The following is a 13,157-nucleotide window of genomic DNA, read 5'->3' on the forward strand; positions in this document are numbered from 1 at the left end:
CCAGGGTCCACAGCCCCAACAACAGCAGGCCTGAACGAAACGAGAATTGTGTTACCCATGTCGTCGGTTTGAACTGTTACCCATGTCGCCGGTTGCTCACCCCGAACACCAACCGAGCCTAATTTTTTCGCGCTCCAGGAGATCAGCGCCCTTCGCGGACCCAGGTCGCGGCGAAGGCGCCGAGCAGCAGCAGCAGGCCGATCACCCCGGCAAAGATCGGCAGCACACCGACGCCTTTGACGACGCTGGCGTCGCGCATCCGCACGCCCATCCAATTGTCGCCGTGGAAGACGCTCGCAGAGCGCACCGGCAGGATGCGCGGCAGCTCGACGCTGGTGCCGTCGACCACGCGCACGGCGTTGCCGCCGGTCGCCTGCGTGAGCGGCTTCAGGGTTTCGGTGGTGGAGGTGACTTCCGAAAACTCCTTCGGATTGGTTGGGCCGACATTGATCAGCGCCTTCAGCGTGCCGTCGGTGGCCTGCCACAGGCCGAGCTCGTTCGCGGGCAGGCTGGCGCGCCACTCGCCGGGATCGCCAGGGCTGAGCGTCAGGTCGTGCGACACGCCCGACGGCGAGGTCACGTTCACCGGCTGGACGCTGTCTGACATGGTCTGGCGCACCACGACGAGATCCTTGCCCTGCACCTGAAGGCGCAGCGCTTCTTCGTCGAGATCCGGCTGCTTCATCAGCCAGTGCGACATCCGCCTGAGCAGGTCGAGATGCGGGCCGCCGCCCTCATAGCCGCGCGCCCATAGCCAGATGTGATCGGACAGCAACAGCGCGACGCGGCCCTCGCCGAAACGCGACAGGAACAACAGCGGCTTGCCATCGACGCCGGTCATGACCGGCGGGTTGACGGCGTTGCGGGTGTCGACGGTGCGGAAGAATCGGCTCCAGCGCGGCGGCTCGCTGGCGGAGCCCTCCAGCCCGCGTGTGACCGGATGGCGTTTGCCGATATCGGACAGATGCGCATAGAACGGCTTTTCCGTCACGCCGACAGGTTCGGCCGGCAGCACCGAATCCAGCGGCGTGCGCCAGATGCTGGTGTTGGAGGCGTAGTCGGGGCCGGCCGAGACCAGCACCGCGCCGCCCGAGCGGACATAACGTGCGATGTTGTCGAAATAGGCGATCGGCAGCACGCCCTGGCGAGCGTAGCGGTCGAAGATGATCAACTGGAATTCGTTGATCTTCTGCTGGAACAGCTCGCGGGTCGGAAACGCGATCAGCGACAATTCGTTGATCGGCGTGCCGTCCTGCTTCTCCGGTGGACGCAGGATGGTGAAATGCACGAGATCGACGCTGGCGTCAGACTTGAGCAGATTGCGCCAGGTGCGCTCGCCGGAATGCGGCTCGCCCGAGACCAAGAGCACGCGCAGCTTGTCGCGCACGCCGTCGATGGCGACGACGGCGCGGTTGTTCACCGGCGTCAATTCGCGTTCGAGGGGCGAAGCCTCGATCTCGACGATGTTCGGGCCGGCATGCTTGATGTCGACGTCGACGCTTGCGGCCTGGCCGCTCGATAGCGTGCGCTCGTTGATGACCTCGCCGTCTCTGCGGACCGTGACCTTGGCGCGCTCGCCGGTGACGCCCTGGTCGTCGAGGCGGTAGCTGATGGTCTGGGTCTGCCCGACGATGCCGAAGCGCGGCGCCGCCGTGATCGCGATGCGGCGGTCGCGCTCGTCCTTCTGCCCGGTCACCAGCGCATGCACCGGCGCCTGGAAGCCGAGCGCGGTTGCGTTCGCCGGAATGTCATGGACCCGGCCGTCGGTGATCAGGAACGCGCCGGCGACGCGGTCGACCGGCACGTCCGACAAGGCCGAGGCGAGGGCGCCGAACAGTTTCGTGCCGTCGGTCTCGCCGTCGGCCTGTCCGGCATCGACGACGCGGACTTCGAGGCCCTTGATCTTCTTCAGGCTGTCGACCAGCGCCTCCTGCGCCTGCGCGGCCTCGCGATTGCGGTTGCCGAAATTCTGGCTCGGGCTCTTGTCAACGACAACCGCGGCGACCGAGGTGAGGGGATCGCGATCCTCCCGGGTGAAGGAGGGATTGGCGAGCGCCAGCAGGAACAGCGCCAACGCGGCGACGCGCACGGCCGCCCCCCGCGCGCGCGCCAGCAGCAGCACCAGCGCGACCACGACGATCGCGGCCAGGGCGAGCCAGAGAACGATCGCGGGAACGAGCGGCGTGAACGCGATGCCGTAATTCATATCGGTCCTATTGCCCCAGCCGCTCGATCAGCGCCGGTGCGTGCACCTGGTCGGCCTTGTAGTTGCCGGTCAGGGTGTACATCACGATGTTGGCGCCGGCGCGGTAGGCGAATTCGCGCTGGCGGGTGTCGCCGCCGGTCACCGGCAGCATGGCCTGGCCGTCGGGCCGCACCGCCCAGGCGCCGGCGAGGTCGTTCGAGGTGATGATGATCGGCGAGACGCCGTCGCCGCCGCGCGCCGGGCGCTGCGCGCTGTCCTCGTCCTCGTCGCGCGGAAGGGTCTCGACCCAGGTCTGGCCGGTGACGAAGCGGCCGGGAAAGTCGCGCAGCAGGTAGAAGGTCTTGGTCAGCACGTGCTCGCGCGGCACGGGCTCGAGCTCGGGCACGTCGAGCGAGGACAGGATCTCGCGCAGCGTCTGCATGGCCGGGGTCTGCGCGGCACCGTTCGCGCCGGGCGGTGCTTCGATCGCATCGCGGGTGTCGAACAGCACGGTGCCGCCCTGCTTCATGTAGGCGTCGATCTTGTTGATGGCATCCTGCGGCGGCTTGGGCGCACCGGGCACGATCGGCCAGTAGATCAGCGGGAAGAAGGCGAGTTCGTCGCGCGCGGGATTGACGCCGACGGGATCGCCGGCCTCAAGCGCAGTGCGCTGCGCCAGGAACAGCGTCAGCCCGTTCATCCCCGCCTTGACGATGGAATCGACGTCGGCATTGCCTGTCACGACATAGGCGAGGCGGGTCTGAGACACCGCCTTCATCGCGAACTCGTCCGTGATGCCGTCGGCGCGCGAGGGCGCCGGCGAGAGCGACGCGAGGCCTGCAAGCACGATACCGAGCACGATCATCGCTGGCGCGGCGCGGCGGCGCAGCAGCGCGGCGATGCCGCCGCCGAGCAGAGCGACGATGACCGCGTCGATCAGGAACAGGGCAAGCGCCGTCGACAGCAGCCAGCCGCGCAAATCGCGCGGCTCGGCGTTGGTATAGGTGGCATGCCGGGCGCGCAGGCTCGCGGTGTTCAGGGCGGCGATACGGTCGGCGGCGGCAAGCGTGTTCACGGCGAGCGGTCCTTCGGCCGGACCGTAGAAGCCCGGCGGATGATCGGGTGTGGCGCGGTCGCGATAATCCGCGGGCAGCGGTTTTGCGGTGGCCGGGGGCGGGCCGAAGGCGCCGAAGCCGTCGAGGATGTGCAGCGGCGCCACCGTCTCGGCGGTGGTCTCGGCTGCGACCCCGGCGCCGGGCTTGGCGGTGTAGCCGGACATGTCGACGACACGCCGCAGCATTTCGACGAAAGTGCCTGACATCGGCAGATCCGACCAGCGCATGTCGGCGCTGACGTGGAACAGGCTGACGAGGCCCTTGCCGCGATGCTCGCCGGTCACCAGCGGCGTGCCGTCCTCCAGCGAAGCCCAGCTCTTGGTGGCGAGCACCGCGTCGGGCTCGGCCAACACCTGGCGGCTCACGGTGACGTCCTTGGGGACCAAGACGCCAGCAAACGGCCCGTCGGCGGCGAAGGAGGCGAGATGCTGCGGCTTCTCCCAGGTCAGGCTGCCGCCGAGCGTGCGGCCGCCCTTGCGCAGCTTGACCGGCACGAGATCGTCTTCGGCCTGCGCCAGGCGGGGGCCCGCGAACCGCACCAGCACGCCCCCCTGGTCGATCCAGGCGTTGAGGCGCTCCCGCAGCTCGGGCGCGATGGTGCCGACATCGGCCAGGATGATCATCGGCAGCTTCTGGTCGAGGAATTGGGTGATGCCCTGCTGCGGCGAGCCCCTGTCGGCGAGCCGCACGTCTGCGAACGGCGCCAGCGCGCGGGTGAGGTAGAAGGTCGGCGCCAGCAGCGGCTGCGCGGTTTCGCTGGTCGAGCCCGAGACGATGCCGATGGCGCGGCGGCGCCAGCGCTTGTCGAGCAGCTGCACCGCGCCGGCGGAGCGCTCGCCGGATATTTCGAGCCGCGTGATGTCGTTGCGCAGCTCGACCGGCAGATCGAACGCTGCGTCGGTTTCCTTGTCCTGCGGGCCGAACGAATAACGGGCTTCTCCGATCGGCGAGGCCTTCTGGTCCAGCGCGCGCACCGTGCCGACGGCGATGCCGCTGTCGGTGCGCAGCACCTTCACCGTCATCCTGGCAGCGGCATTCTCGGCCGCGACCAGCGCCAGCGGCGCAGAGGTGCCGCCTTCGAACACGGTCAGGCTGCGATCGCCGACAGTCTTGCCGAGGCCGGCCACGAATTCTTCGCCGCGGCCGGTGTCGACGCCGTCAAACAACCATGCGATCTCGCAGTCGCCGGTCGTTTTCAGGAAACGGTCGATTGCGGCCAGAGTCTCGACGCGATCGATCGAATAAGGCTTCGGGGCGAGCTGGCGCAGCGCGACGCGCGCCGCACCCGCCGGCATCAGGGTGATGTCGCGGTTCGGCTCCGACAGCGGCACCAGCGCGATGGCGCGGCGATCGTTGTCGGCGTTGGCGATCAGCTCATCGGCCGCCCTGATCCTGATGTCCCAGTGCGACGCCGCGCTCCAGCCATCGTCGAACATGATCATCAGCGGCGCCTTGCTGCCGGCGGCGCCTGTTTGCGGATTCCAGATCGGGCCGGCGGCGGCGAAAATGACGAGCGCCGCAGCTAGGAGCCGCAACGCAGTCAGCCACCATGGCGTCCGCGAGGGCGTCTCTTCGCGCGGCGCGATGTCGAACAACAGCCGCGTCGGCGGAAACTCGATCCGCCGCGGCCGCGGCGGCATCACCCGCAGCAGCCACCACAGCACGGGCAGGCTGACGAGGCCGATCAGAAGCAGCGGTTCGGTGAAGGCGAGCGGCAATCCTATCATGCGGCCGGCCCCGCCTTGATCGTCGCGATGCGGGCGCCCGACTTGCTCACCTGCATGCCGGCATGCAGGAACAGCAGCAGTTCGGCGGCCGAGCGGTCGGTCGCGTGCGTGGTGAACAGCCAGTCGAGCTTGTTGGTCTCGGCGCGGATCTGGTCGCGGTGCAGCGCGAGCCGCGCGGTGTAATCCTGTGCCCAGCTCTCGGCGCGGCCGGCGGTGATCACGCCAAAGCCTTCCGGCTCGACGAACTCGACGCGGCCGGAGTACGGAAACGACTCCTCGGCGGGATCGACGATTTGCACCAATGTGCCATGCGCGCCGGAGCCGGACAGCCCTGTGAGCGTCGTCCTGATCTCGGAGATCGGCGACCAGAAATCCGACAGCACGATCGTCTCGGCGAGCGCCGACGGCACGAAGGACGGCGGCAGGCTGAGGCGTTCGGCGTCGTCATGCAGCATCGCTTGCGCCATCTTGTCGATCACGCTGCGGCTCGCGGTCGGCGCCATCAGTCCGGGAATGCCGACGCGTTCGCCGCCGGAGACGAGCAGCTCGGCCAGGGCGAAGGCGACGATCAGCGTGCGTTCGAGCTTGGACTCGCGCGCGGTCTTCGACGCGAAGGCCATCGAGGGCGAGCGGTCGGGCCAGATCCAGACCGTGTGCGCGGCTTCCCATTCCTGCTCGCGGACGTAAAGATGGTCGTCACGCGCCGAGCGGCGCCAGTCGACGTTCTGCGACGGCTCGCCCGAGACGAAGCGGCGGTATTGCCAGAAGCTTTCGCCGGAGCCGGCACGCCGTCGACCGTGCAGGCCGTGGATGACGTTGGCGGCGATACGGCGGGCCTCGAGCACCAGGCGCGGCAGCGAAGCGGCGAGCGTACGGCTTTCGCCATCGGCACGTCGGATCGCGATGATCTCCCTCGCTGTGTGCCCGTTCTCTGCCGCCATCAACCAATCCGTGTCTTCAATTGCCGGATCACGTCCGGAATCGTGCGGCCTTCGGCGCGCGCCTGGAAGGTCAGCGCCATGCGGTGCTTCAGCACGGGCTCGGCGAGGTCGAGCACGTCATCGATCGAAGGCGCGAGACGGCCGTCGATCAGCGCACGCGCGCGCACGGCCAGCATCAGCGATTGGCTGGCGCGCGGGCCGGGGCCCCAGGCGATGAACTTGCCGGCTTCGCCGCTCTCCACGCCCGGACGGGCCGAACGCACCAGCGACAGGATCGCCTCCACCACGGAATCGCCGACCGGCAGGCGCCGGATCAGCCGCTGCGCGACGATCAGCGCATCGGCGCTCATCGAGCCCCTGGCCAGCGTCTCCTCGGCGCCGGTGGTCTCGAACAGGATGCGGCGCTCGGCATCGCGATCGGGATAGTCGACGTCGATCTCCATCAGGAAGCGGTCGAGCTGCGCCTCGGGCAGCGGATAGGTGCCTTCCTGCTCCAGCGGGTTTTGCGTGGCGAGCACGTGGAAGGGCTTGGGCAGGTCATGGCGCGCACCCGCAACCGTGATGTGCTGCTCCTGCATCGCCTGCAGCAGCGCCGACTGCGTGCGCGGGCTGGCGCGGTTGATCTCGTCGGCCATCAGCAGCTGCGCGAACACCGGACCGGCAATAAAGCGGAAGGCCCGCTTGCCCGCGGTGCTCTCATCTAACACCTCGGCGCCGAGAATGTCCGACGGCATCAAATCGGGCGTGAACTGGATGCGCTTGGCGTCCAGGCCCAGCGTGACGCCGAGCGTCTCGACCAGCTTGGTCTTGGCGAGACCGGGCACGCCGATCAGCAGCGCATGACCGCCGGAGAGGATCGTAACCAGCGTGTTCTCGATCACGCGATCCTGGCCGAAGATGACCGACGCGATCGCCTCCTTCGCCGCGCGAATCTGGCTAGATACCTGCTCGGCCGAACGGACGATTCCGTCTTCGAGTTTCTCGACACTTTCCGCCATTCGCTCGCTCCTTCAGCCTGTCACGCGGCTTGCCTGCGTCGTCACCTCGGCACATCGCGTCAGGTCATCACGCCGGATCATGGGCCTATGCTAGACTTGCAGGAAGGCCATGTATTCGTTGAATTAACCTATCCCCACCTTATCGGCTTCGGGTTATGTACGGCATCACGAAGTGGCGACCTCGCACATCGGATTAATCCGGAGTGGAACCGCACACCCGAATACAACGTAGACCTGCACCAATCGTGCCAAGGACAAAGTCAGGGCAAACCATGGCGAACCAAGGGCAGAGTGCCGATCGCGGCCTTGAGGGGCTGACTGCCGCCGCCAAAAGTGCTGCCAATGCCGAAGGTGCCACGAAGGGGCTGCCTCCGGTGCATCTGTGGAATCCGCCGTTTTGCGGCGATCTCGATATCCGAATCGGCTCCGATGGTACTTGGTTCTACATGGGGACGCCAATCGGGCGTCACGCGCTGGTCCGCCTGTTCTCGACCATTCTCAAGCGCGAGGGCGACAAGCATTTTCTGGTCACGCCGGTGGAGAAGGTCGGCATTCGCGTCGACGACGCGCCGTTCATGGCGGTCGAGATGCTCAAGGAGCGCGAGGGTGGCCATCGCGTGCTGCGCTTCCGCACCAATGTCGACGACTGGGTGACCTGCGACGCCGCGCACCGGCTGCGTTTCGAGCAGGCGAGGGACGGCGGGCTGACGCCATACTTGCACGTCCGCGCCGATCTCTGGGCCAAGGTCACCCGCGCGCTCTATTACGATCTGGTTGACATGGGCGAGGAGCGGATGGTCGATGGCCAGCCGATGTTCGGCGTCGAGTCGGCCGGCGAATTCTTCGCCATGGCCGACGCTGAGCAGGTGAGGGCCGCGCTTTGAACAAACCTATCCTGAAGAACGATCCGGTCGCGCTCAGCGCGGCGGATTTCTTCGCCCGCTCCAGGGCCAAGCTTGATTTCGACGTCCCGCCCGGTCTCTATGATCCGAACATCATTCCCGCCTCGGGCGATCCCGGCACCGACAGGATGCTCGAGATCATCGCGCGCGAGCAGCCGGTACGGCCGGCGGCGGTCCTGATCGCGGTGGTCGACCATCCCGAGCCGACCATCCTGCTGACGCAGCGCTCGGCGCATCTGAACGACCATGCCGGCCAGATCGCTTTTCCTGGCGGCAAGATCGACGCGACCGACTCCTCGCCGCTCGATGCGGCGCTGCGCGAGGCCGAGGAGGAGATTGGGCTGTCGCGCGACTTCGTCGAGCCGATCGGCTATCTCGACCTCTACGGGACCGCGTTCGGCTTCCGCATTCTGCCGACAGTCGCCAGGGTGCGGCCGGGCTTCGAGCTCACGATCAACCATTCAGAGGTTGATGATGCATTCGAAGTGCCGCTATCCTTCCTGATGAACCCGGTGAATCATCAGGTGCACAGCAAGGAATTCCGCGGCATGGAGCGTTCCTATTACGCGATGCCATTCGCGGAACGCTACATCTGGGGTGCGACGGCGGGAATGCTGCGTGTGCTGTATGAGCGGATCTATTCGTCATGATCCGGACGGTTCTGACCGAGATCGGAATCTTCCTTATTCCCTTTGCCGTCTATGCGCTGTTCCTGGCCGCCAGCCGATCCGGCCTGTTCGCGCGATCGTCCTGGCCGGTCACCATCGTTGCGCGCCTTGCCCTGGTGGCGATCGCGCTGGTGATCGCGGGGCTGGTCGGCCTTGCACATTTCTCCGGCGCCGGACCGGACTCGACCTACGTTCCCGCGCATATCGAGAACGGCAAATTCGTGCCGGGCACGGAAAAATAAGGGCTGGACGATGAGCGCGGAGCCGTTACTCGCCAATGCGCCCTGGCTGACCGCAGGCGGGACCGCGCGCGTCCTGCAATTGCTGGGCGCGAATGGCGAGGAGGCGCGGGTGGTCGGCGGCGCGGTGCGCAACGCGCTGCTCGGTCTCTCACCCGGTGACATCGACATCGCGACCACCGCGTTGCCGGACGAAGTGATGCGGCGTGCCAAGGCCGCCGGCATCAAGAGCGTGCCGACCGGGATCGACCACGGCACCGTCACGCTCGTCATCGACGGGCATCCCTATGAAGTGACGACGCTGCGCGAGGACACCGAAACTTTCGGCCGCAAGGCCAAGGTCGCGTTCGGCCGCGACTGGGTGAAGGATGCCGAGCGGCGCGACTTCACCATGAACGGCCTGTCCGTCGATGCGGGCGGCGTCGTGCACGACTATGTCGGCGGGATTGCGGATGCCAGAGCGCGCCGCGTGCGCTTCATCGGCGATCCCGGCCAGCGCATCGCCGAGGATTACTTGCGCATCCTGCGTTTCTTCCGCATCCACGCTGCCTTTGGCGCCGGCGAGCCAGACCGCGACGGCTATCTCGCCTGTATCCGGGCACGTGCGGGCCTTGCGAACCTCTCGGCCGAGCGGGTGCGCATGGAGATGCTGAAGCTGCTGGTCGCCGGCGGTGCATCCGCGGCCGTGCTGGCCATGGCGGAGGGCGGATTGCTGCAGGCGCTGACCGGAGGCGTGGTCTATACGGGCCCGCTGTCGGCGATGATCGCAATCGAGCGCGAGCTCGGCCTCACCGCAAGCAGCACGCGGCGCCTGGCCGCGCTGACGGTCGCGGTGACCGAAGATGCCAAGCGCATCGCCGCGCGCCTGCGGCTCTCCAATAGCGAGACCAAGGCGCTGGATTCGATGGGGCATCGCTGGTGGCGCTTGGCCGCCAAGAACGAGCCGAAGGCGCGGCGGCTGCTCTACCGGCTCGGCGCAGAGCGCTATCAGGAACGCGTGTTGCTGGCCTGGGCCCGGGCCGGTGGCGACGTCGGATCGTCGCGCTGGCGCGCGCTCGCCGAGCTGCCGCAGCGCTGGACTGCGCCGAAATTTCCGTTGAAGGCGGCCGATTTCATCGCGCGCGGCATGGCGGAAGGACCTGCGCTCGGACATGTCTTGACGCTCGCCGAGGACGCTTGGCTTGCGGCGGATTTTCCACTAGAGCAAGCCGCGCTCGCTGCCATCGCCGATCAAGCTGCCGCCCGCGTCCGCCGCGACGAGAGAACGTGACCATCGTTTCAGGCTTCGCCGACATCCCGATTTACCAGCTCCTGCTGGTAGCAACGATGGCGTTGTTGGCTTCGATCATCGGTGGTCTTGCCGGCTACGGCACCGGCGCTTTGATGCCGCTGGTGCTGGTGCCGATGGTCGGCGCCGAGCCGGTGGTGCCGATCATCGCGATCTCCGCGATCTTCACCAATCTCAGCCGCGCGATAGCTTACTTGCGCTATGCCGACCGCCGCCGCGCTCTGATCGTGCTCGCCTGCGCGGCGCTGACAACCGCGCTCGGCGCCTACGGTTACACGCGCCTGACCAATGCGGGCGCGGCGCTCGTGATCGGCACCATGCTGATCTTGAGTGTACCGCTGCGCCGCGTGCTGCGCCGCCGCGAGGTCAGGATCGGCGACACCGGCCTTGCCGCCGGCTCCATCGGTTACGGCGTGCTGGTCGGCGGCACCTCGGGCTCCGGCGTGATCCTGCTGTCGCTGCTGATGGCCGCCGGCCTCGAAGGCGCCGCGGTGATCGCGACCGATGCGATGATCTCGCTCGGCACCGGCCTGATCAAGATCTCGGTGTTCGGCCTTGCCGGCGCGGTGACCGCGCAGGTGCTCGCGCTTGCGCTGCTGATTGGCGCGATTGCGATCCCCGGTGCGTTCCTCGCAAAAGCCTTCGTCGAGCGGATGCCGGTGTACATCCACACCGCGATCTTGGACGTCGCGGTGATCAGCGGCGGACTGGTGATGATCTCTGCCGCTGCAAGGCAGCTCGTCGCGTAGATAACCCCCGGCCCAATTGCCGCGCCTGGACCGCGGATCACCTCGAATGCGAGGACTAGCGCGTCTGATAGAGATAGCCGGCGCGCTGGCCGCCAATTTCGTGTCTGCCCCGCCGAAAAGGGGTAGAGTGCTCAAGGGCCACATCTGAGGAGCAACAACATGACCCCACCCTCCGAGCTGGTTCCAGCTAAGATCGACCGGCATGTCTTCGCGATCATGCCCGACACGATGCCGCCCCGGGATCCCGATGACGACGAAGAGGAAGAGGAGGAAGAGGAGGAAGAGGAAGAGGAGGAGGAAGAGGAGGAAGAGGAGGAAGAGGGGGAAGAGCAAGACGAGGACGAGAACCAAACCGACGAACCGCCGGTCGTGCGCGAGCCGGATGAGGACTAAGCAGGACGCCTAGACGTAGCCTGAGCTTCGGTGAGTGCGTTCCTCGGCCCAGGTGCGGCACTCCGGTGCGTCCGGCGGCTTTCAGAGTCGGTCTGATTCCGAGAGCAGCGGCAGACGCTGGATGGGCCACGGTTCTCGGCGCAGCAATCTAGCGGCGTTCGCGGGTAGAGGAGATGAGCATGACTCTCATATGGCTTGGTGTGCTCCTTGTTTTCGGCGGCGTACTCCAAATGGCATTTCAGCCCATCTGGCGAGGCCGATTCAGCGGTGGGAAATGGCTTCGCTCCGGGCGTGACACGCTGGAGCCTGAAAGGCCCGGTAGCGGCTTCGGCGTCAAATCGAACTGGCCCGGACTCGTGATGGTCGCGCTTGGCGGCGTTTTTTTGCTGGCCGGAGCTGCCTTCTGAGTTGAAAACGAATGCCGCGGGCGTTGCCGGTTATCTGCCGCACCAACGTGCCAGAGCCATGTCTCTTCCTGGCTCTAAGCTGCCCAACGCGCGAGCCGTTGCCATGTCGGCTGATCGAGGGAGACCGAACATCGAGCGATGAACGTGCTGACCGCAGCTTTTAACCCTGTTCAGACCTCGCGGGGGCAAGCTTACCGCCTGCGCGTCTTGGTACCTCATAATGGTTAGCTCCCCCCACGAACGCGAACTGGACTTCACTTGGCGGGATCATCCCTCGACACACGAACCCAAAGAGGAGACTCCAAGATGCGTAAAATCCTTTTTGCGTCGATGTTCGCCGCCGGTTTGGTACTGCCGGCATGGGCTGAGGACGCGGGCACGATCAAAGTCCACAGCGGGTGGAAATTGATCCAAGAACGCGTAGACAAAGGAGTTGCCTACGGGACCCTGTGGGGGATCACCTTCAACGACGCTGGCAGCGGTCCTCTGCACATGGCACCTGCTTTTGGGACGTATATTCTTACACAAGAGACCGGTAAGGGTGAGGGCGAACTCACTTGGGGCACCGGCGATGACCAACTGAAGGGGCCGTTTACCATCACGGTTACTGACGGTAAGGCAAAAGGCGAGAACACCGTCAAGGGAACTGGAAAACTTTCCGGAATAACCGGCGGCCCATTTGAGTGTGCTTTTGTGGGCAAGCCCGAAGATCAGCAGGCTTGGTGTACGGAGGTGTTTAATCGGAAATAGGCGGCACGATCTTCTCAATTCTTCGGTAAGCGCCGATCCTCACCATGTCTGCCGGTCCGCTCGCCGCCGCTGACCCGGCTGTTAAGTGATGCGGTGCATGAGGCGGGGTGATGCCGGATCGAAATGGTGGAGCGACGGCCGTTTTGCTTCACAAGCGGCACAGTGCAGCCGATCATCTGCCCGCTATGGCTTACTCTCTCGGAGAGGCTGCATGGGTCAGTGAAACTTATCGCCACGATCCAGTTTCGCAACACTTTGCGCGATCCGTCTGGCGCGCGTCTCGGGCTTCCTCGCTGTATGAAGGCGATAGTAGATTGAATAGAGATTTCTGCGATCGAGCGTCGCGAAGAACGCTTTCGCCGCAGGCATGTCCTCCAAGGCGTCAAGAAAGTCTTGCGGGATAGTCATGTCCGCTGAGCCCGCGTATGCGGTGTCCCATCGTCCATCCGACTTGGCCGCTTCGACCTGAGCCAATCCAGCGGGAAGCATCCGCCCTTCAGCGATCAGGGTTGTTGCGTGACGGCAGTTTTTGGCCGACCAATTGGAATTCACCTTCCTCGGGGTAAGTCGTTGCAAGTACGACGTGTCGTCGAAAGGTTTCATCTGGCCATCGATCCAACCGACGCGGATGGACTCAATAACGCAATCGTTCCACGTCACCGACGGCACGCCCGTGTCTGATTTGAAGATCCGCACCCAGAGTTCGGTCGCAGTGCTATGGTGCTTCTCAAGCCAGTCCCCAAGCTTGGATGTGTTCTTAAATGCCAACGGCGCTTGCTGCTTTTTGCGAACCAT

Annotated in this window: 13 protein-coding genes; 8 read left to right on the plus strand and 5 right to left on the minus strand. The window is 65.8% G+C overall.

The window, feature by feature from the left end; all coding sequences use genetic code 11:
• Window positions 1–142 precede the first annotated feature (142 nt).
• Genes IVA96_RS14685 through IVA96_RS14700 form a run of 4 tightly spaced genes read right to left on the minus strand, consistent with a single transcriptional unit; the run spans window position 143 to window position 6,966 of the window.
• Window positions 143–2,206 (minus strand): hypothetical protein, encoded by a 2,064-nt coding sequence (locus IVA96_RS14685; protein ID WP_247417982.1) that lies wholly within the window; start codon window positions 2,204–2,206, stop codon window positions 143–145.
• A 7-nt stretch (window positions 2,207–2,213) separates the two neighbouring features.
• Window positions 2,214–5,027: a DUF4159 domain-containing protein gene (locus tag IVA96_RS14690; protein ID WP_247417983.1), complete on the minus strand. Its 2,814-nt coding sequence runs from the start codon at window positions 5,025–5,027 to the stop codon at window positions 2,214–2,216.
• A complete protein-coding gene (locus IVA96_RS14695) occupies window positions 5,024–5,968 on the minus strand; it encodes a DUF58 domain-containing protein (RefSeq protein WP_247279601.1) in 945 nt (314 codons plus the stop codon). The genes IVA96_RS14690 and IVA96_RS14695 overlap by 4 nt, the downstream gene beginning before the upstream one ends.
• The gene (locus IVA96_RS14700; RefSeq protein ID WP_247279602.1) at window positions 5,968–6,966 is read right to left on the minus strand and encodes a MoxR family ATPase; all 999 of its coding nucleotides are present in this window, start codon (window positions 6,964–6,966) and stop codon (window positions 5,968–5,970) included. Before IVA96_RS14700 ends, IVA96_RS14695 begins: the two co-directional genes overlap by 1 nt.
• Window positions 6,967–7,238: 272 nt before the next feature.
• Between IVA96_RS14700 and IVA96_RS14705 the strand changes: the two genes are divergently transcribed.
• The 8 genes from IVA96_RS14705 (at window position 7,239) to IVA96_RS14740 (ending at window position 12,362) form a co-directional block, all read left to right on the plus strand.
• On the plus strand, window positions 7,239–7,850 hold the full coding sequence (locus IVA96_RS14705; protein WP_247279603.1) for a DUF1285 domain-containing protein: 612 nt from the start codon (window positions 7,239–7,241) through the stop codon (window positions 7,848–7,850).
• On the plus strand, window positions 7,847–8,518 hold the full coding sequence (locus IVA96_RS14710; protein ID WP_247300912.1) for a CoA pyrophosphatase: 672 nt from the start codon (window positions 7,847–7,849) through the stop codon (window positions 8,516–8,518). Before IVA96_RS14705 ends, IVA96_RS14710 begins: the two co-directional genes overlap by 4 nt.
• The gene (locus tag IVA96_RS14715) at window positions 8,515–8,778 is read left to right on the plus strand and encodes a DUF6111 family protein (protein WP_247300911.1); all 264 of its coding nucleotides are present in this window, start codon (window positions 8,515–8,517) and stop codon (window positions 8,776–8,778) included. Before IVA96_RS14710 ends, IVA96_RS14715 begins: the two co-directional genes overlap by 4 nt.
• Before the next feature lie 10 nt (window positions 8,779–8,788).
• Window positions 8,789–10,045 carry a CCA tRNA nucleotidyltransferase gene (locus IVA96_RS14720; RefSeq protein ID WP_247417984.1) on the plus strand — a complete coding sequence of 419 codons (1,257 nt, stop codon included), beginning with the start codon at window positions 8,789–8,791 and terminating at the stop codon, window positions 10,043–10,045.
• Window positions 10,042–10,812, plus strand: a complete 771-nt coding sequence (locus IVA96_RS14725) for a sulfite exporter TauE/SafE family protein (RefSeq protein WP_247417985.1) — start codon at window positions 10,042–10,044, stop codon at window positions 10,810–10,812. The genes IVA96_RS14720 and IVA96_RS14725 overlap by 4 nt, the downstream gene beginning before the upstream one ends.
• A 159-nt stretch (window positions 10,813–10,971) precedes the next feature.
• Window positions 10,972–11,205: a hypothetical protein gene (locus tag IVA96_RS14730; RefSeq protein WP_247417986.1), complete on the plus strand. Its 234-nt coding sequence runs from the start codon at window positions 10,972–10,974 to the stop codon at window positions 11,203–11,205.
• 179 nt (window positions 11,206–11,384) lie between these two features.
• Window positions 11,385–11,612 carry a hypothetical protein gene (locus IVA96_RS14735; protein WP_247279609.1) on the plus strand — a complete coding sequence of 76 codons (228 nt, stop codon included), beginning with the start codon at window positions 11,385–11,387 and terminating at the stop codon, window positions 11,610–11,612.
• Between the two features lie 306 nt (window positions 11,613–11,918).
• Complete coding sequence (locus IVA96_RS14740) at window positions 11,919–12,362, plus strand: hypothetical protein (RefSeq protein WP_247417987.1); 444 nt, start codon at window positions 11,919–11,921, stop codon at window positions 12,360–12,362.
• A gap of 216 nt (window positions 12,363–12,578) precedes the next feature.
• Here IVA96_RS14740 and IVA96_RS14745 read toward each other — a convergent pair whose 3' ends face one another.
• Window positions 12,579–13,157 (minus strand): YdeI/OmpD-associated family protein, encoded by a 579-nt coding sequence (locus tag IVA96_RS14745; RefSeq protein ID WP_247417989.1) that lies wholly within the window; start codon window positions 13,155–13,157, stop codon window positions 12,579–12,581.

It is taken from the genome of Bradyrhizobium sp. 159 (assembly GCF_023073795.1).
Classification (GTDB): Bacteria; Pseudomonadota; Alphaproteobacteria; order Rhizobiales; family Xanthobacteraceae; genus Bradyrhizobium.